The organism is Yersinia rochesterensis (assembly GCF_003600645.1).
GTDB classification, from domain to species: domain Bacteria; phylum Pseudomonadota; class Gammaproteobacteria; order Enterobacterales; family Enterobacteriaceae; genus Yersinia; species Yersinia rochesterensis.
Map to the genome: position 1 here is coordinate 2980515 of NZ_CP032482.1, position 18617 is coordinate 2999131.

The following is an 18617-nucleotide window of genomic DNA, read 5'->3' on the forward strand; positions in this document are numbered from 1 at the left end:
CATGCATAAAGAGACCAGATTAATGAAATACCAATTTCCGGATAACTTCTGGTGGGGCAGTGCCAGCTCAGCACTGCAAACTGAAGGAGAAAGTCTTCACGCTGGCAAAAGCCCAACAACTTGGGATGCCTGGTACGCTAGCCAACCGTCGCGCTTTCACCAGCAGATTGGCCCGAATGATACCTCAACATTCTATCGCAACTGGCGGCAAGACATTGCGTTGCTTAAGCAATTGAATCACAACAGCTTTCGGACATCATTAAGTTGGGCGCGCCTGATTCCAAATGGCGTTGGTGAAGTCAATCCCGAAGCTGTCGCCTTTTATAACAATGTGATAGACGAACTTCTGGCCCAAGATATTACGCCCTTTATTACTCTGTTCCACTTTGACATGCCGATGGCGATGCAAGAGATAGGCGGCTGGGAAAACCGTGAAGTGATTGATGCCTGGAAGCACTATGCTGAAGTGTGTTTTGAGCTGTTCGGCGACCGGGTTAAGCATTGGTTTACTTTCAATGAGCCGATTGTTCCTGTTGAAGGTGGCTATCTGTATGACTTCCACTATCCCAATGTGGTGGATTTTAGACGAGCAGCGACGGTGGCATATCACACGGTGTTGGCACATGCGACGGCGGTTAAAGTTTATCGCACTGGTCAGTATGAGGGGGAAATCGGTATCGTGCTGAACCTAACACCTTCATACCCACGATCGCAAAACCCTGCTGACCTGAAAGCGGCCGAATATGCAGACCTATTGTTTAACCGCAGTTTTCTTGACCCGGCATTACGCGGTGAATATCCACAGGAACTGATTGATTTACTGTGTGATTACGACCAGATGCCGGTACGGCTGCAAGGAGATAAAGCCCTCATTGCTGAAGGCAGAATCGATCTACTGGGCATTAATTACTATCAGCCACGGCGTGTAAAATGCCGTGACAGTGCAGTAAATCCACAAGCTCCTTTTATGCCGGAATGGCTGTTTGATGCCTATGAAATGCCTGGCCGTAAAATGAATCCTTATCGGGGATGGGAAATTTATGAGCCTGGAATTTACGATATCTTGACCAATTTACGACTTAATTACGGTAACCCTCGCTGCTTTATTTCCGAAAATGGCATGGGTGTTGAAAATGAAGAGCGTTTTTTACAAGATGGAAAAATAAACGATCAATATCGAATAGATTTTGTATCCGACCACCTTAAATGGCTGCATAAAGGAATAAGTGAAGGCTGTAATTGTCTTGGTTACCACATGTGGACATTTATTGATAACTGGTCTTGGTGCAATGGTTATAAAAATCGTTATGGCTTTATTCAATTAGATTTATCTAGCCAAAAACGTACTGTCAAAAAAAGCGGGGAATGGTTTGCCACTACCGCGGTTAATAATGGTTTTGATTAAAGTAGGAATAAATAATGGTCGAATTAGAAGAAGCAGTAATGGAAATTATTGTTAATGCCGGGCAATCACGTAGCTTGTGCTTTGAAGCACTACAAGCCGCGCGAAAAGGCGACATTGATAAAGCCAAAAGTTTGCTACAAGAAGCTGATGGCTTTGCCCGCCAGGCACACCATATGCAAACCAAGCTGATTGAACAGGATGCGGGAGAGGCCAGACAACCAATGACGCTTATTATGGTTCATGCTCAGGACCATTTAATGACCTCATTGCTGGCCCGAGAGTTATCAGAAGAAATCATTCATCTTTATCAGCGTTAATTTTTTAAATATAAACATTATTATATTATCCATCTTAAACGGAGAGATTATTACGCCTAAAATTTAAATAACCCTTATTATAATGACATTATTAAAAACAACCTTACCTTGGTGATAGCACTATTATCCTGTCAAATTCAGGCGGGATAGTATCGTCTAATATAATAAATTATTAAATGAGACAGTGATGAAAATATATAAACAACTTCCTTTAGCAATAGCGGTTATCGCCGCGCTTTGCCCTATTTCTGTACTGGCACAAGAAACAGTGACAACCATTACAACCGAACAACTTAATAAAATAGTTGCCGATGCGGTAGAAAAAGCACTAGCGGAACGTAAGGAAAAAATAGAAGCCGCTACTATTCAAAAACCCAGTGTAGATGTGGTTGAGAAATCATCTACCCCACCAACTCCAGATATGGCCATCCCCTATGGTCTAAAATTTAATGCATATGCGCGTTATGGCGCACACTTCCAGGCGGGTGACCAAAAATACGTGGGTGTTGATGGTTCTTATAATGGTTCCTCAGCTATTGGCCGCTTGGGAAATGAGGGCAACGGCGGGGAGTTCCAGCTTTCTAAAGCCTTCAAAGGCGATAATGGCGCTATTTGGGATGTGGTGGTCATGCTCGACCACTGGGGTGACGAAGTTAACCTGAAAAAAGCTTATGCCGGGGTGACTAACTTATTTGAATCTCAACCCAATGCCTATTTATGGGCCGGTCGCGATTTCCATCAGCGCCCACAACAAGGTATTAACGACTATTTCTGGATGACCCATGATGGACAAGGCACTGGGATAAAAAACTTGGATCTCGGTGGTGTTCAACTTGATGCCGCCGCTGTCGGCTCGGTGCAATCCTGTAATCCAGAAGTTGTCGCAAACCCATCAAATCCATCACGCATCACCTGTACCGGAGGGTCGGGAACCGGTGATAACGGCCATTATGCTCTGACATCCAAAATACATGGCGTGCAGTTGGGGCCGATCGACTTTGAGCTATTTACCAACTATGGTTTTGATTCTAAAGCTATTGAGAGTGAAGAGAAGCTGAAAGCCTGGCAAACTGCGGTGGTACTCAGTCATAAGGGCGACAATATTGAGAACAAGTGGGTTACCCGCTATTCCGATAATTCAGATAACAGTGTTTATAACAAAACTGACGATCTTCGCACTGTTTATACCAGCCTTGAGGGCACCTATAAGTTCACACAGCAAACCTCTGTAACTTACCTCGCAGCATTCCATGATTACGACAGAAGTCACCATAATGAGGACAATCGCCGCAACTATGGTGTCATTATTCGCCCAATGCATTTCTGGAACGATATCCATTCAACCTGGCTTGAAGCGGGTTATCAGCGCGTAGATTATGATACCGGCGGTGATAACAAAGGCTGGAAGCTGACACTTTCTCAGAATGTCTCTATAGCGATGGGTGCAGACTTCAGACCAATGCTGCGCTTCTATGTCACCGGGGGTGAAGTCGATAACAAGCATACTGCGACCACCACTGACACCGAAGATACACGCCTTGACTCTTTCAACATCGGGGCAATGTGGGAAGCCTGGTTCTAGTCCATATTCAGGATAGCCGCTCCGGCGGTTATCCTGAGTAATATAGCGTTAATAAAATTCTCATCTGATCATCATTACCTCATATTGTCTTACAGCATATCTGGCTGTTATCTTGGTGTTTATATGACGTCATACTTTCGCCTGCCACCGACAAAAGATAGGAATAATAATGATGAAAATTTTGGGACTTATTGGCGGTATGAGTTGGGAATCGACTATTCCCTATTACCGGCTAATCAACCAGCAAGTTAAAGAACAATTAGGCGGATTGCACAGCGCCAAGATTATTCTCTACAGTGTTGATTTTCATGATATTGAGCAGTTGCAGGCCAAGGGGGATTGGCAAACTGCGGGCCAGGTGCTGTCTGATGCTGCGGTTTCATTAAAACGTGCTGGGGCAGATGTTATTGTTGTGTGTACCAATACCATGCACAAAGTGGCAGATGAAATTGAAGCCGTCAGTGGATTACCTTTATTACATATTACCGACGCCACTGCCGCACAAATCAAACAGCAAGGGATCAGTAAAATCGGTTTACTCGGCACCCGTTATACTATGGAGCAAGATTTCTATCGTGGTCGTTTAACCCAAAAGCACAATATTGAGGTCATTACGCCGGATAGTGAAGACCGCGAAATTATTAACCGTATTATTTATGAAGAACTTTGTCTGGGTATTATCAATGAAACATCGCGTCAGGAATATCGCCGTATCATCGGCCATTTAGAAGCACTAGGTGCGCAAGGGATTATCTTTGGTTGCACTGAGATTACCCTGTTGGTTAATGCGCAAGATGCCAGTGTGCCCGTGTTTGATACCACGGCAATACACGCCAAAGCAGCGGCACATTATGCGCTCCAGCTCTAGCAATACCTGCAGATATTAATATCGCGGGCCAAGGACATCAGCCACTGATCCTATTCTTGCCCGCAGCTTTTGAGTTATAGAGCATTTTATCCGCCCGAATTAATAACTGTTCCTGCGATTCTTTTTGTTCCAACTCAACCACGCCTAAACTCATTGTGATATGAATATCGCCATCTACGGGCATTATCTCAATCAGATGCCTAATTTTCTCCGCGATGCATTTAGCCTCATTTAATTGGGTATTAGGTAAAACAATCATAAATTCATCACCTCCCCAACGACCTAACAGGTCAACTTCCCTAATATTGTTGCTAATAACATCAACAATATGTGTCAATGTTAAATCTCCAACCGAATGGCCATATTTGTCATTAATTGGTTTAAAATTATCTAAATCCAGCGAAAGTAATGATAGCGGCTGGCAAAAACGCTTAGCACGGTTATATTCATGCTTCAGTACTTTTTCCAGCAAATAACGATTCGCAGTGGACGTTAATACATCCGTTTCCGAAAGTATCTTTTCGATATCTAATTGCTGCTGAAGCTGAAAATTACTTTCACGTAACTCGGCGGTTCGTTCTTCAACTAAAGCTTCCAATGCTTTATTTTTTAGTTCCAATTTTTCAAGGCGCTGTTTTCTATCATGAATATTCCGGTGTGCGCCTATCATTCTTGACACTGTACCGTCAATGTTACGTTCAATCACCTTACCGCGATCTTCAATCCAGATATAGTCACCGTCATGAGTTAGGCAACGATATTCTATCTGGTATTTTTCGGCCTGCTGGTTAATATACGCATCAAACTGAAACATAACTCTTTCAAAATCTTCTGGGTGAATAATTTTTTCCCAAGTATGCACTATATTTTCAAAAGCATGGGCAGGATACCCCAGCATTTCATACCAACCGGTATTACGGTAAACGAACCCATTGTTTGCATTCCAATCCCAGATACCATCACTTATCACTTCGAGAATTTCATGAACAACTCGCTCGTTTAAATCAGCAATCTTAAGATTATGAGCACTTTGATTATAGTTCATTAAACTACCCTGCTGTGTTGATAAATTAAAAGACACAAATAAGCTTGTTTAATTATTGTTCTAACATTGTGAATTAACGGTTTTGGGCAGGCAAGGATTTTTTAACTCTAAATTTGACCTTAAAAGAATATAAACTTATTAAGAACCAGTAAGATTTGTCTTAATACGTTACTATTCAATCACCTACTTTATGTAGTGTTATACATATGGGATATTTAGTATAAGATATTTTTATGAATAACTTGTGATCGGCCCACTTTCTTTTGCACAAAAAGATAAAGTTAACAAAAAATAGGTTTATCTGATAATGAGAATTATTTTCTAGAGGTACTTTTATTTTATAGCAAATAAAAAAGCCTGCGATCTCTCGCAGGCTTTTTTATAAAGAATAAACTAGCAGAAATATCTGCGTTTAGTCTTATTTCTGGTATTTACGCATAACCAATGTGGCGTTAGTTCCGCCGAAACCGAAGCTGTTAGACATCACAGTGGTCAATCCGCGTTGAGTTGGCTCAGTGATGATATTCATCCCTACGGCTTTCTCATCCAGATTTTCAATATTAATACTTGGTGCAATAAAGCCGTGTTCAACCATTAACAGGCTGAAGATTGCTTCATGTACACCGGCCGCACCCAGAGAGTGACCGGTCATCGCTTTGGTTGAGGAGATAGCCGGGGTGTTATCACCAAAGACTTCACGGATCGCGCCCAGCTCTTTCACATCACCTACCGGTGTAGAAGTGCCGTGTACGTTCATGTAATCAATTGGTGTATCAACACCTTCCATTGCCATCTTCATACAACGCACAGCGCCTTCACCTGATGGTGCAACCATATCTGCGCCATCTGAAGTTGCACCGTAGCCAACAATCTCAGCATAGATATGTGCGCCACGGGCCAGAGCATGCTCCAACTCTTCAACGACAACCATGCCACCGCCACCTGCAATAACAAAACCATCGCGGTCTTGATCATAAGTACGGGAAGCTTTGGCCGGAGTTTCATTGTATTTGGTAGACAATGCACCCATTGCGTCGAACTCGCAGGACATCTCCCAGCACAGTTCTTCACCGCCACCGGCAAACACCACATCCTGTTTGCCCAACTGGATCAATTCCAGCGCATGGCCAATACAGTGAGCGGAGGTCGCACAAGCGGAACTGATAGAGTAATTTACGCCTTTGATTTTAAAAGGTGTTGCCAGACACGCGGACACGCCGGATGCCATAGCTTTCGTCACCATATAAGGGCCTACGCCACGCAGACCTTTTGCGCGCATGCCATCAGAACCAGCAACCTGGTTGCGAGGTGAACCGCCACCTGAGCCGACCACTAGCCCACTACGGAAATTAGAAACTTGTTCTTCCGTCAGCCCAGAATCTTCAATGGCCTGTTTCATAGACAGATAAGCATAAACAGAGGCGTCGCTCATAAAGCGCAGCACTTTACGGTCGATATTTTCTGTAATAGTCTCAGGTGCGAGCTTTACATCGCCCCATACATGGCTGCGCATACTTGCGTCTTTAAATTCCTGAGAGAAAGTAATGCCAGAGCGGCCTTCCTGTAAAGATGCCAGAACTTCCTGCTGGTTATTACCAATGCTGGATACAATACCCAAGCCAGTAATGACTGCACGCTTCATTCAATACCTCTTCCACTTATTTTACATTCGGGATTTTGCAACGCACTTTAGCGTACAGTTGTACGCCGAACAAGTCCGATCAGCGTAATATACCCAGATAATTTTACGATTTGCACGCGGCGGGTCACATAGTTAGAATCGCCCTACCCCTTGAGATACGAGTCTTTAAACGTGAGCCACTCCCCAATCCAAACGGCAACATTAAGCTGGAATGAACAGGGTACACCTGTATCGGAACAGTTTGGTGACATCTATTTTTCCAATGAAGATGGACTGGAGGAAACTCACCACGTTTTTCTTAAGGGAAATGGCTTCCCCGAGCGCTTTGTACAGCACCCGCGAAATAACTGTATTTTTGCTGAGACAGGTTTTGGTACCGGGTTAAATTTCCTAACATTATGGCGCGATTTCGCCCAATTTCGCCAGCTTCACCCCTCGGCTAAACTCCAGCGTTTGCACTACATTAGCGTCGAGAAATACCCGCTTCAGATCGCCGATTTAGCCGCAGCCCATGACCATTGGCCGGAGCTAAGCTCTTTTGCCGAGCAACTGCGCGCCCAATGGCCATTGCCCCTTGCCGGGTGTCACCGCATTTTGCTGGCAGACGGAACTATCACGCTGGATCTATGGTTTGGTGATGTGAATACTTTGCTGCCACAGTTGGATTCCAGCTTGAATAATCAGGTAGATGCATGGTTCCTTGATGGGTTTGCGCCGGCTAAAAACCCTGATATGTGGAATGATACGCTGTTTAGTGCCATGGCTCGCATGGCAAGGCCGGGGGGCACATTTGCCACATTTACTGCTGCCGGATTTGTGCGCCGCGGGTTGCAACAAGCAGGATTCGACGTCGCGAAAGTCAAAGGTTTTGGCCAGAAACGCGAAATGCTGACCGGCACGTTGCCACACAACCTGCTTACTGACCAATACGCACCTTGGTATCATCGGCCCTCTGCTACCCATTGTGATGATATCGCGATTATCGGCGGAGGAATTGTCAGCGCATTAACCGCATTGGCCTTGCTGCGCCGTGGTGCCAAAGTCACACTTTACTGTGCTGATACGCAATCCGCCCAAGGTGCCTCAGGTAACCGGCAAGGTGCACTCTACCCACTGCTGAATGGCAAAAGTGATGCGCTGGAAACCTTCTTCACCCGCGCTTTTACCTTTGCCCGTCGTCAATATGACCAATTGCTTGAGCAAGGTATTCACTTTGACCATCAATGGTGTGGTGTCAGCCAATTGGCCTTTGACGAAAAAAGTCGTGGCAAGATTGATAAAATGCTGCAAACCGACTGGCCGGTATTACTTGCCGAAGCGATGAGCCGTGAACAACTGAGTGCGTTGGCCGGGTTAGATTGCGCTCACGACGGTATCCACTACCCCGCCGGTGGTTGGCTTTGCCCATCAGACCTCACTACAGCGCTCATGACGCTAGCGCAACAAAAGGGTATGACCTGCCACTATGGGCATGAACTGCATCAACTAGACCGGGTTGACGGGTTATGGCAACTCACATTCAAGCAATCGCTAGCAAACAAACAACCGCAGGCAAGCAGACAACATGCCACTGTGGTGCTGGCCACAGGTCACCGCTTACCTGAATGGGAACAAACTCGGCACCTGCCGCTGTCGGCTGTGCGCGGGCAAGTTTCGCACATTCCTACCACGCCGATACTCAGCCAATTGCGGCAAGTGCTGTGCTACGACGGGTATCTGACGCCGGTAAACCCGGCGAATGAGCATCACTGTATTGGTGCCAGTTACCAGCGCGGTGATGTGGCGACTGATTTTCGTGCCGACGAACAGCAAGAAAACCGGGATCGCCTGTTACGTTGCCTGCCAAATGTCAGTTGGCCGCAGCAAGTGGATGTCAGTGATAATCAGGCGCGCTGCGGTGTGCGCTGTGCTATTCGTGATCATTTACCGATGGTGGGCGCAGTGCCTGATTACGCCGCAACACTGGCGCAATATCAGGATTTACAGCGAAAAGTCCAACGTGGTGAGGAAATTCCTCTCGCGCCGGTGTGGCCGGAGTTATTTATGGTGGGAGCTTTGGGATCACGCGGTTTGTGCAGTGCGCCATTGGTGGCAGAAATCCTAGCCGCACAAATGTTTGGCGAACCACAGCCATTAGATGCAACCACGCTAGCGGCACTGAATCCTAACCGATTTTGGATTCGAAAATTACTGAAAGGCCGGCCGGTGCAACCTCGCGATCCGATATTATCTTAGCCGGAGAATCGCGTAGTTAACTCCTGCGACTTCAAGGGCATATGAATCCCCAAAGTCATTGACGTCGCAGGTAGGCAGCAAGTGAACAAACCCCGATGAGCTTACACCGGTAAGTGATTCGGGTGCATGAGCGTAGCTAACACCCCTGCGACTTCAAGGGCATATGAATCCCCAAAGTCATTGACGTCGCAGGTAGGCAGCAAGTGAACAAACCCCGATGAGCTTACACCGGTAAGTGATTCGGGTGCATGAGCGTAGCTAACACCCCTGCGGCTTCAAGGACGTATGAATCCACAAAGTCATTGACGTCGCAGGTAGGCAGCAAGTGAACAAACCCCGATGAGCTTACACCGGTAAGTGATTCGGGTGCGTGAGCGTAGCTAACACCCCTGCGGCTTCAAGGACGAAGGGGATTTTGGGCTTGTTCCAACAAACGATCCCACAACCCCAAAACCAAAGCCTGATCCGGTGGAGAAAGCTCACCGGCTTTGATGGCCTTATCCAGACTGGTCTGCACCCGTGCATGTAGCTGCTCGGCAGTGTGCTCACCAAACTCTTCAGATTCAGCAACGGCCAATGTTAGATGCCCGCGCAGGTAGCCGCCCGCAAATAAATCATCATCGCTGGCGTACTCTACCATGTCATCTATCTGCGCCAAGATGCGCGTTTCGAACTCTGCGATCATCACTTCCCCTAAATTTTTCTTTTATATCAATGCAATATATAACGCTATACGAAATCTTCCGGGTAAGGGAAAAGCGCTGGCACCAACGGTGGCGTATTGTAAAACGATTGTAGCGCCTGAATAAAGCCCGCTGGTCGTGGGGATATGCCATTTTCCAAGTGCCATAGCACCTGTTCGCGTACTTTGCGCTGAAATGTAATGCGGTCTGGCTCGCAATCACCTTCCAGATTATCGCAACTGACATTGAACGGGAAACCCGCGGCCACACAAAACATCCACTCCAGCGCCTGCGGCTTGATTTCTACTGCTTCAAACTGGCTTTGCGTTAATGCATCACGCCCATCGGGACAGTACCAATAGCCAAAATCCACCAATTTACGGCGTTCTTCCCCGGCAATACACCAATGGGAGATTTCATGCATCCCGCTGGCATAATAGCCATGGGCGAAAATCACTCGATGATAAGAAAACTGCTCATCGGCGGGCAGATAGATAGGTTCATCATCGCCTTTCACCAACCGCGTATTATATTTCTCGCTAAAACAGGCATTAAAAATATCAATTAATTGCTGATAATCATGAGTCATGCTTGGGTCCGTAAGAGCACTATACTCGTCATACTTCAAGCTGCATGTGCGTTGGCTGCTCTCGTTACTCGGCCCGTCCATGGGCCTCACCTCTACGAGGCCGCTGCAAGCAGCGTTCAAATCGGCTCCCTGCAGATTTGTCACCCGAATCACTTACCTGAATAAGCTCATCGGGATTTACTCAATTGCCGCCTTCCTGCAACTCGAATGATTTAGAGTATAAAATATGAATTAAATTAGGCGAAAACGTGTAATCCTAGCCATGTGGAGATCTCGGCACCGTGGCTGTCGTACAGCAGCTTGCAGCTCATAACTAATGACACCACGACAATCATTGGGCGAATCAATTTCTGCCCCTTGGTCAAGACCATGTGAGCGCCAAGACGTGCGCCAAGAACTTGCCCCACCAGTATCACCAACCCAATACTCCACACCACTTTGCCGCCGACAATAAAGAAAATCAGGCTACCCAAATTGGAGGTGAAATTGAGCACTTTGGCATGTGCCGTGGATTTTGCCAGATTAAAACCGCACAGGGTCACAAAAGCCAAGGCATAGAAAGAACCGGCACCGGGGCCAAAGAAACCATCATAAAAACCCACACCACCACCGGCAATCAGAGCAAATGGCACCGCCGACAAACGGCGTTGCTGGTCAACCTCGCCAAGCTTGGGGGTCACCAGAAAATAGACACCAATGCCAATCACCAATAGCGGCAAGATTTGCCGCAGAATATCGGCCCGCATATGCTGGACTAAAATAGCCCCCAGCATTGACCCCACCACAGTGAGAGCAATGGTAAGCTTTTGCTCTTTCAGATTAACCGCCCCGCGGCGGATAAAATAAAGGCTGGCAGAAAATGACCCGCCGACCGATTGCAGCTTGTTGGTCGCCAAAACCTGTGCCGGAGGTAACCCCACCGCCAGCAGTGCTGGGACGGTCAGTAGCCCGCCGCCGCCAGCAATGGAATCAATAAATCCGGCCAATATAGCGACTAAAAACAATATCCCCAAAACCGCAGGACCCAGGGTAAACCAATCCATGATTTATTCCGCAGCGAAATGGTTGTTAATTATAGTAACCAATTGATTTTAAATAATTTAAGTTTAAACACAATTTGGTTTTATCCTGTTGGTTATCCGGTTAATCTTTTGCTAGCAAGGCCGAAGTATACCGCTATGCACTACTATAACCCAATGGCCCGCCACCTTTAATTCTTTTGCAGGATGCTCCGCGCATAATCTTGCAAATACCTTAGTTTTGCCTGGTCGCTGATAATACCGGATCTGATATCGAGAATGTTTCGTCCAGCAGCTTGAGAGAGTTCGATGGTGGTACCATCGCCCACGCCGCCGGTGGTTGAGTCTCCGCTTTTTGTGAGCTGACAGGTTGCAAGATTGGCGGTTGCAATGCGCACCCGGCGAGTACCGGCAATGACATCATCACGCATACGATTGTTTTCGGCTTGAGCATTAGCCAGATCCTCCGAGTGTTGTTTATCCAGTTCAGCCAGGCGTTTTTGAAATGCTTTCATTGTAGTGATATGAGTTTCAGTATCCGCTAGCGCCTTGTCGCTAACGGCTTTCAGTGCTTCACCCTGCCTGAGTTTCAAATCTGCTACATCAGTATCCCAGCGCATGTCCTGAACCCACCACGCAGCGCCCGCCCCGACAGATAAAGATATTAATGCCGCAATGAGTGTCTTATTCATCCAGCCCCCAGCAGGTTAATTCGCTTTCTTGATCCCGCCGTTCTATCTGCCCGTAGCAGTTATTAGAACGAATGCGGCAATCTTTGCCGCCGTCGTGAATCCAGCGTTTGATCTCAGCACATGCGCCCTTGCGGTCACCGGAATTGAGTTTGTAATAAAACGTAGATGGGAGGCATTTAGCGGGGCCAATGTTGTACGGGCAGAATGATGCTATACCGGCTTTCTGCGGCTCAGTGAGCGGAACATGAACATTACGTTCTACCCATGCAATAGCGGCGGCAGCTTCTTTCTGGTTGAGTTTGTCGCATTGAGCGGCGGTAAGTCTCATCCCCATCAGCACGGGTTTACCGTCGATGTAAGTAATACCACGGCAAATAGTCGGCTTGCCCTGTCCATCCCGATAAGCAGAAAGGCGATTCCCCTCTTTTTCATCCAGAAAACCGCCAAGAATTACCGTACCGCTGGCCCCCGCAATTATCAAAGCCAGCACGGTCTTACTCAGTTTGCTTTTATTCAACGGCATGAGCAGCCGCCTTTTTAGTTGCTTCAACTACCACACCGACAGCCGCTGAACGATCTTTGATTGGCTTCTTATCCGCGTTACTAAGAAAAGTTTCGATAATATTGGTACGCCGCGTTTCCTCAAGTAAACGGGCTTTCTCTTCCTGCCGCTTGGCGTAATAGGTTTTGATGGTAAAGAACGCAGAAATGACCGCCCCGAGAATAAAAACATAATCTTGCAGCGATAGCAGGGAGAAAACACCGAGTAAAGCGGACCACCAGTATGTCAGGGAATTAGAGGTATCCATTTTCATAAGCACCCCCAGACGGGGCCAGTTGCTAAAGGTGCTTATAGTTTAATTAGAGGGGGTGGTCGGAATCCCGACTTTAAGGGGGAGGGGGTTGTCATTAACCTGACGCAATGAGATGATCCATATATCTTATTAAGGATGAAATATGAACAATAAACTTGGATCAGTAGAAGGGATTCGCGGAATAGCGTGCCTCATGGTTTTTCTATCACACCTTTCGTCTACTTTTTCCCCATCAATGCATACGGGTAACATATCAAATGCACGTACACCAATCGATATTTGGTTGCATAGCTCCCCTTTTGCATTCATCTATTCGGGGGCTGCTGCTGTTGGTATTTTCTTTGTCTTAAGCGGCTTTATTTTAAGCCACGTCATTCTAGAAAAAAATAATATCGCACAGAATTCCACAGGAATGGTTATTAAACGATATTTCCGATTAATGCCTCCAGCTCTTTTGTCCTGTATTTTAGCCTTTATGATTTTCAAGTTTATTCCTGTAGACAATTCTGCACTAGGGGATTGGGCGAGGAATTATGGAATTAAAACCCCATCAATTATTGATGCAATATATAGCGGTACGATAGGGGCTTTTTTCTCTGGGAGAGCTGGATATAATTGGTCATTATGGACAATGAAAATAGAGTTTTTCGGTTCTATGGTAGTATTTTTATTATGTTTTATTTTGCCCAATGTGAAATACAAAAAATCCCTAGTAATTATAACCATGGCAATTCCTTTTTTTATGGAAATAAAAAAAGTGATGATATATATTACGCCTCATTTTTATCTGGGGTTATCATTTACCTTTTGAATATAAAACTAGATAGAAAAACAGCACTAACCTTACTATTTATTGGATTATTCCTGTGCGGTTACCATTCAAATGGCCTTTTTTACCAATGGATTGACAGAAATGTTAGTCTATCGGTTTATAATCGCCCCATAGATAATTATATTTTATTTAACAATATTGGTGGTTTCATTTTTGTTTTCTCCATACTTAAATCTGATATTTTATCTAAAATATTCGCCAATAAAAAACTTAACACAATGGGCGCGTTATCTTTTTCTGTTTACATTCTTCACCAGCCAATCATGTATGTTACATGCCCTTACATATTTAATTTTAGCTACTCTACGGGAGCTTCCTATTCGGTTTCCGCACTTATTGCTTCACTGTTTACGCTATTAATCGTTTACGCCTTATCAATCCCTTACTATAAATATGTAGATAATTCTAGTGTTAAAATATCTAATCGAATGAAAACTATGATGCTAAATCATAAAATAGAAAAATAAGTCTTTAATATTTGGTAAGACTAAGCACAGTTTTAATTAGATGTGTGTAGCCATTATATATTATGGCTACACACATGCTTGCTAAACATCTACCCTCTCAAAAAACATGGCCCCTAACCGACATAAGAGTTTCTAACTCTAATAATTGGCATACCATAGGCTGTCAACTGCGATGTGTAAAATGTAGTCCCCACCCGCAATGCTGCAGTCGCAATATCATACGAATAAATGGCCGGTCGGTATTGAATGTAATTTCCCTCGATTCCTAGATCTGTAGTTAATCTGTGAATATCCACGATGTCATATCCAGCAGGTGCGGAGAAGTCCGCATATTGACCATTAGTTCCTGATATAGTCATAGGTACTGATACATTATTTCTGGCAACCCATCTATTTTTTGACTGCCATTTATAAACTGTACTTGGACTAATATAAACCTCTGCGCCGCGACACCCTTGAATATCGGCTTTAGAATAATCAATAACGTTCAAAGAAAATGCAGTCGGTGCTGCTCCGCTTTCTTGAGTGATATTTAAACACCCACCAATAAGAACGATATTTGAAGATAAACTCCCCCCTCCATTAAAGAAGTATCGAGTTACAGTGACATCAGTTCTGACATTACCCATGTAGTAACCGGCATTTTTTATAACCAAAGTTGATGCTTTATCGCTATACATGTTATGAATAGCTCGACCTAACTTCAAGCACTTAAAGTTAGCGATTGTGTTTGATCCGCCCCAGTTAGTATAAAAACTATCAAGGCTAGTGCTTTCACCTGTGCTGGCCGGATATTGCGCGTCGCTAAACGGCATTATTTCTAATGTGACCTCATTATCTAAATATAAGCATGTGTCTACTCCATTCCATAGTTCTCGCCCCATTCTAAGCGTAACCGTGTGAGCAGATATGGATGTAATCCCACAGGCTGTTTCATTTGCGGCATCATAAATAGGATCGGTTAGACTTATCCCTTCATAATAGCCAAGATACTGGCTATAAGCATCACCGAATAGCGTTATAGGAAATGGACACATATCCGACTCTATACGAAAATCATTGGAAGTATGCCCACCCAACCCAGCATAAACCCCTGCCGCTATTTTGGGTGGCTGGAAATATCCCTTGTGACACGTATCCCAAGCTAACCTGCCCGTATTACTCCACCCTGCGGGGTCATAAACTGCGTATTCCGCTCCCCAAACTGATACGTTAAACTTACTTTTAATAGCAGTTCCAATATGTAACCCAACAGTTCCCTTCCCCTTTGTTGCTGCTCTACGCGCCACTGGATATCTTAATTGAAATCCATCAAAAACTATCCCGCGCTGGAAGATGTCAGGGCCACTACTAACGGCAACACAAACTATAGAGCAAGCGTCTATACCCTGTGATGTTAGCGGTAAGTTTTTAGTAAACCTTGCGCCCGGCTTATCATTCTGAGGGTCTGCATAACCAATCCACCAAGACTGCTCGCTTAGTGTTAGCTGTTCATCCCCTAAGTGATAATTAACCACTCTTTTAACCCATACACAGGCTATCCCCCTCGTATAGTTTTCAGCAGCTTGGCACGCCGCCCAGTCGATAGTCTGGCCCAGTGAAGTAACATGTGGATACACTGCTTGCGCCGCTGCAAGAGTTGCGTAGCGCTCAGATAACGGGTGTACCGTGCCGTCACCGATTGCCCCAAACTGCTCTGGTGTTACCCAGTTAATCGCCTGGCTTAAATTACCTTGCGGCTGAACGCCGACTAAAGAGGCCCCAGTAGGCTTTGCTAGTTCAATCATTACATCAGAAGCGCTCCCACTCTGAGGGAGTACAGCGATCGGTTGCCCCGCATCGTTAAAAGCAGAGAGCTTATTACGACGATGGCTAATATCAGGCAGAGGTGGAATGTAACCGTCAGGCACGCGTACCGCACTACCCAAATTTGCACTAACAGAGTCGTCTACATATTTCTTAGTCGTAGCGTCCTGTGGCGCTGTCGGGTCGGCGATATTAGCAATTCGGTACCCTTGCCCCTCAAAATAATTATAATTAAACCAAGGCCGACGAAGTGCCAGTAAACCATTTAACGCCTGTCCCTGTAATACCATCCAGATCCGGTCAAAGTCCTGGTTAACGGTTGATGCAAGTAAATCCCCGTTATTCTGATATTCAGTGTTGCGAACAAGCGGCATATCGCGAGCGATCATTACCTTAACGCCGTTCGCGGGAGGAGTAAGGAAAGTGACAGCACCACCGTTAACGGCACCCGCACCGGAAACTGTAAAGCCACTGGTTAGCACTGTTCCATTGAAAGAAATGGCTAAATCTGAGGCGCTGAATACCATGAAAGTAAAAGGAAACACAGTGGTAATGCCGTTTGCGGTGTATGTCGTGTAAGGAGTTTGGTTTGGTAATGCCATGGCGCGACCTCGGCTTAATAATCAACAGCGACCTCGTGATCGCCTCCGTATGGTTGCCAATGGTCACGCGTTTGTTCATTCGGTTTCCCGACTAATTTACCAATCCGCACCGGTGTTTGACCGATAGCCCCAGAACCCGAATCGATAAAGTCGTCGTCTTGATTTTTTAATTTTGGATTGAAATCGCGCATTTGGTCATAAACAGGGCCGTCAAGCACATCAACATGCGCCCAAAGAAAACGGGAAGAGAGAGGCGCTTCAAGTGCGTCAAGGATACGTTTTTGTTTGTTAACAACGGAGAATTCTTCGGCTACCCCACAGCCAGTGCCTTTTAGTGCCTGACGTAGTAATTTAGGTGCAAAACCACCGGGGCCGTTGACCTCTACTACTACGTGGGGGATTTGATACTGAATAACGAAATCGCGGATTTGTACTACCTGCCCGCCGACTATCTTGTCGTTATCATCAAAGTCGGCCAGCTCACCGGTTAGGCCCGTACATATTTGCCAGTACAGATGGCCGCGAGCATCGGTAAGCATCAATGTAAAGGCACTAGCATCTGACTTAACTTTGCCTAGTGCCACATCCCAATAAGCCACAGCACCCACTATCTGGATGCTACCGAGCCACATTGTGCAACCGCCGTTGGCGTAACGAATAACAGGGTGTACGTCGTAAGCCCGCATACGGTCGGGGTTAAGGCGGATATCACCCACAGGTTTACTGTGTAGCTGATACTGACTATCCCAGGCATTTACGGTTCGGGTTTTCTTGCGCCGCTTTTTCATCTCTTCGCGGGTAAATCGTTCTTCCCATGCGCAATCGGCATAACAGTCGATTAGCACGTTAGGCGCTTCGGCAAACTCAATACCGGTACCAGTCAACCGATAGTCTTTACCCTCAACCAGTAGCCGAGCACCTTTATAGATACCGGTAAAAACATACTCAGGGCGAAAGGGTATCGGGTAATGTTTCTCGGTGGCTGACTTTTCTTCTATGCGGTGTTCTTGATTAAACAGCTTAATGGTCAGGCAATCCGCCCCCATTTGTTCCATTTCATCATATAGGCTGTCGTGGGTGTGCGGGGTACCGATATACAGAGTACGGCCGCCGGGTACCAGAATGTGGGTTTGCTCTTCCAGCCGGTAGCGCAACTTCTCCCGCGCCTCGGGGGTGGTGATATTCTTCGGCACTTCGACATCATCGTTTTGGCATTCATCAGCACGCGCCGAAGTAACGTTGGAAAGAATACCTTTGGCGTACATGCTAGCGTTGCGTGAGTCGGTCGAGCCATTCACCCACCATTGTTCTACCGTACCTTGACCGTCGGGTAACATACCCTTTGTCAGCGGGTGATTGCGTAGGACGTTAAGCGTATCGCGAGAGGTTTTATAAGCCGTGCCGTCGGATTCAGATTGGTGCAAAATGCGATAGGTATTATCGCGGTAATAACGCCAGGCATTGTAAACCGCCAGAATAGTAGACTTACCGAAACCACGGAAACAACGCAGAACGGCGAGATCTCCACGATGTTCCAGCCAGTGAACCGCACGCCAATGGCAATCGGGAACGTCCCAGCGCATTCTCTTGGCCCACATGACATAGAATGCGGCAAAGGAAATCACGGAATACACTTCGCTTTTTTAAGCGCCCTTTCAACCACACGTTTTGCGTCACGTTCGGCGGTGGCCACTTCTTTTGCCATCTCTTCTTCGGCGTCAGCGGAGGGGCTATTATCGGGGGTTTTACCGCCACGGTTGTGCATACCAATCAGCGAATGGACTTTGATCAACAGCGTCAGCGAAGCCGCTGCATTCTTCTTATCCCAATAGCGATCGCCACGCTCGTCTTTGCTCAACTCGTTAATCGCTTTATCCGCACCGGGCCAGTTATCCGGATCAGATTCAGCCAGGACAACATCGGTCAGTTTGTCGCATAACGTAGTTAATCGCGTCTTATAATCTTCGTGCATAAAAAAGCCCCATCAGTATGATGAGGCTATGGTCTACCGCTATGGC

Annotated in this window: 17 protein-coding genes; 6 read left to right on the top strand and 11 right to left on the bottom strand. The window is 46.1% G+C overall.

Going from position 1 to position 18617, the window contains the following annotated elements; genetic code table 11:
* Window positions 1-22 precede the first annotated feature (22 nt).
* The 4 genes from DXZ79_RS13835 to DXZ79_RS13850 all read left to right on the top strand — a co-directional run bounded on the left by DXZ79_RS13835 (window position 23) and on the right by DXZ79_RS13850 (window position 4172).
* On the top strand, window positions 23-1405 hold the full coding sequence (locus DXZ79_RS13835; RefSeq protein WP_038631725.1) for a glycoside hydrolase family 1 protein: 1383 nt from the start codon (window positions 23-25) through the stop codon (window positions 1403-1405).
* Between the two features lie 14 nt (window positions 1406-1419).
* Entirely contained in the window at window positions 1420-1722 is a 303-nt protein-coding gene (locus DXZ79_RS13840) for a PTS lactose/cellobiose transporter subunit IIA (protein ID WP_004391580.1), read from the top strand.
* A 187-nt stretch (window positions 1723-1909) separates the two neighbouring features.
* Window positions 1910-3304, top strand: a complete 1395-nt coding sequence (locus tag DXZ79_RS13845) for a carbohydrate porin (RefSeq protein ID WP_038631722.1) — start codon at window positions 1910-1912, stop codon at window positions 3302-3304.
* A gap of 172 nt (window positions 3305-3476) precedes the next feature.
* Window positions 3477-4172: an aspartate/glutamate racemase family protein gene (locus tag DXZ79_RS13850; RefSeq protein ID WP_162928781.1), complete on the top strand. Its 696-nt coding sequence runs from the start codon at window positions 3477-3479 to the stop codon at window positions 4170-4172.
* Window positions 4173-4209: 37 nt separating this feature from the next.
* Here the strand turns inward: DXZ79_RS13850 and DXZ79_RS13855 are convergent, their stop codons facing one another.
* Together DXZ79_RS13855 and fabB are read right to left on the bottom strand one after the other, a co-directional pair.
* Window positions 4210-5217, bottom strand: a complete 1008-nt coding sequence (locus DXZ79_RS13855; RefSeq protein ID WP_120011341.1) for a sensor domain-containing diguanylate cyclase — start codon at window positions 5215-5217, stop codon at window positions 4210-4212.
* Between the two features lie 418 nt (window positions 5218-5635).
* Window positions 5636-6859 carry a beta-ketoacyl-ACP synthase I gene (fabB, locus tag DXZ79_RS13860; RefSeq protein WP_038631715.1) on the bottom strand — a complete coding sequence of 408 codons (1224 nt, stop codon included), beginning with the start codon at window positions 6857-6859 and terminating at the stop codon, window positions 5636-5638.
* A gap of 171 nt (window positions 6860-7030) precedes the next feature.
* Here fabB and mnmC point away from each other — a divergent pair, with 171 nt between their 5' ends.
* Window positions 7031-9094: a bifunctional tRNA (5-methylaminomethyl-2-thiouridine)(34)-methyltransferase MnmC2/FAD-dependent 5-carboxymethylaminomethyl-2-thiouridine(34) oxidoreductase MnmC1 gene (mnmC, locus tag DXZ79_RS13865; protein WP_038631712.1), complete on the top strand. Its 2064-nt coding sequence runs from the start codon at window positions 7031-7033 to the stop codon at window positions 9092-9094.
* A 397-nt stretch (window positions 9095-9491) separates the two neighbouring features.
* Here the strand turns inward: mnmC and DXZ79_RS13870 are convergent, their stop codons facing one another.
* From DXZ79_RS13870 to DXZ79_RS13900, 6 genes are all read right to left on the bottom strand, one after another.
* Window positions 9492-9779: a YfcL family protein gene (locus DXZ79_RS13870; protein WP_038631710.1), complete on the bottom strand. Its 288-nt coding sequence runs from the start codon at window positions 9777-9779 to the stop codon at window positions 9492-9494.
* 44 nt (window positions 9780-9823) lie between these two features.
* Window positions 9824-10366, bottom strand: coding sequence for an elongation factor P hydroxylase (locus DXZ79_RS13875; protein WP_038631707.1), 543 nt, complete (start codon window positions 10364-10366; stop codon window positions 9824-9826).
* A 236-nt stretch (window positions 10367-10602) separates the two neighbouring features.
* Window positions 10603-11409: a sulfite exporter TauE/SafE family protein gene (locus tag DXZ79_RS13885; protein ID WP_120011342.1), complete on the bottom strand. Its 807-nt coding sequence runs from the start codon at window positions 11407-11409 to the stop codon at window positions 10603-10605.
* A 167-nt stretch (window positions 11410-11576) separates the two neighbouring features.
* The gene (locus DXZ79_RS13890) at window positions 11577-12077 is read right to left on the bottom strand and encodes a lysis system i-spanin subunit Rz (RefSeq protein ID WP_053012540.1); all 501 of its coding nucleotides are present in this window, start codon (window positions 12075-12077) and stop codon (window positions 11577-11579) included.
* Window positions 12070-12600, bottom strand: coding sequence for a lysozyme (locus DXZ79_RS13895; protein WP_053012541.1), 531 nt, complete (start codon window positions 12598-12600; stop codon window positions 12070-12072). The genes DXZ79_RS13890 and DXZ79_RS13895 overlap by 8 nt, the downstream gene beginning before the upstream one ends.
* Window positions 12587-12886 carry a hypothetical protein gene (locus DXZ79_RS13900; protein ID WP_072103537.1) on the bottom strand — a complete coding sequence of 100 codons (300 nt, stop codon included), beginning with the start codon at window positions 12884-12886 and terminating at the stop codon, window positions 12587-12589. Before DXZ79_RS13900 ends, DXZ79_RS13895 begins: the two co-directional genes overlap by 14 nt.
* Window positions 12887-13034: 148 nt before the next feature.
* Between DXZ79_RS13900 and DXZ79_RS13905 the strand changes: the two genes are divergently transcribed.
* Window positions 13035-13703, top strand: a complete 669-nt coding sequence (locus DXZ79_RS13905) for an acyltransferase family protein (RefSeq protein ID WP_120011343.1) — start codon at window positions 13035-13037, stop codon at window positions 13701-13703.
* A 601-nt stretch (window positions 13704-14304) separates the two neighbouring features.
* Here the strand turns inward: DXZ79_RS13905 and DXZ79_RS13910 are convergent.
* The 3 genes from DXZ79_RS13910 to DXZ79_RS13920 are packed head-to-tail and all read right to left on the bottom strand — an operon-like array spanning window position 14305 to window position 18571.
* Window positions 14305-16599: a hypothetical protein gene (locus DXZ79_RS13910; RefSeq protein WP_162928748.1), complete on the bottom strand. Its 2295-nt coding sequence runs from the start codon at window positions 16597-16599 to the stop codon at window positions 14305-14307.
* A 14-nt stretch (window positions 16600-16613) separates the two neighbouring features.
* Complete coding sequence (terL, locus tag DXZ79_RS13915; protein WP_120011345.1) at window positions 16614-18224, bottom strand: phage terminase large subunit; 1611 nt, start codon at window positions 18222-18224, stop codon at window positions 16614-16616.
* Window positions 18221-18571, bottom strand: a complete 351-nt coding sequence (locus DXZ79_RS13920; protein WP_053012546.1) for a hypothetical protein — start codon at window positions 18569-18571, stop codon at window positions 18221-18223. Before DXZ79_RS13920 ends, terL begins: the two co-directional genes overlap by 4 nt.
* Between the last annotated feature and the right edge of the window lie 46 nt (window positions 18572-18617).

Excerpts from the sequence above, each read along its gene's own strand:
- DXZ79_RS13835 (WP_038631725.1), top strand. The coding sequence starts at position 23 with ATGAAATACCAATTTCCGGATAACTTCTGGTGGGGCAGTGCCAGCTCA.
- DXZ79_RS13840 (WP_004391580.1), top strand. The coding sequence starts at position 1,420 with ATGGTCGAATTAGAAGAAGCAGTAATGGAAATTATTGTTAATGCCGGG.
- DXZ79_RS13845 (WP_038631722.1), top strand. The coding sequence starts at position 1,910 with ATGAAAATATATAAACAACTTCCTTTAGCAATAGCGGTTATCGCCGCG.
- DXZ79_RS13850 (WP_162928781.1), top strand. The coding sequence starts at position 3,477 with ATGAAAATTTTGGGACTTATTGGCGGTATGAGTTGGGAATCGACTATT.
- DXZ79_RS13855 (WP_120011341.1), bottom strand. The coding sequence starts at position 5,217 with ATGAACTATAATCAAAGTGCTCATAATCTTAAGATTGCTGATTTAAAC.
- fabB (WP_038631715.1), bottom strand. The coding sequence starts at position 6,859 with ATGAAGCGTGCAGTCATTACTGGCTTGGGTATTGTATCCAGCATTGGT.
- DXZ79_RS13870 (WP_038631710.1), bottom strand. The coding sequence starts at position 9,779 with ATGATCGCAGAGTTCGAAACGCGCATCTTGGCGCAGATAGATGACATG.
- DXZ79_RS13875 (WP_038631707.1), bottom strand. The coding sequence starts at position 10,366 with ATGACTCATGATTATCAGCAATTAATTGATATTTTTAATGCCTGTTTT.
- DXZ79_RS13885 (WP_120011342.1), bottom strand. The coding sequence starts at position 11,409 with ATGGATTGGTTTACCCTGGGTCCTGCGGTTTTGGGGATATTGTTTTTA.
- DXZ79_RS13890 (WP_053012540.1), bottom strand. The coding sequence starts at position 12,077 with ATGAATAAGACACTCATTGCGGCATTAATATCTTTATCTGTCGGGGCG.
- DXZ79_RS13895 (WP_053012541.1), bottom strand. The coding sequence starts at position 12,600 with ATGCCGTTGAATAAAAGCAAACTGAGTAAGACCGTGCTGGCTTTGATA.
- DXZ79_RS13900 (WP_072103537.1), bottom strand. The coding sequence starts at position 12,886 with ATGGATACCTCTAATTCCCTGACATACTGGTGGTCCGCTTTACTCGGT.
- DXZ79_RS13905 (WP_120011343.1), top strand. The coding sequence starts at position 13,035 with ATGAACAATAAACTTGGATCAGTAGAAGGGATTCGCGGAATAGCGTGC.
- DXZ79_RS13910 (WP_162928748.1), bottom strand. The coding sequence starts at position 16,599 with ATGGCATTACCAAACCAAACTCCTTACACGACATACACCGCAAACGGC.
- DXZ79_RS13920 (WP_053012546.1), bottom strand. The coding sequence starts at position 18,571 with ATGCACGAAGATTATAAGACGCGATTAACTACGTTATGCGACAAACTG.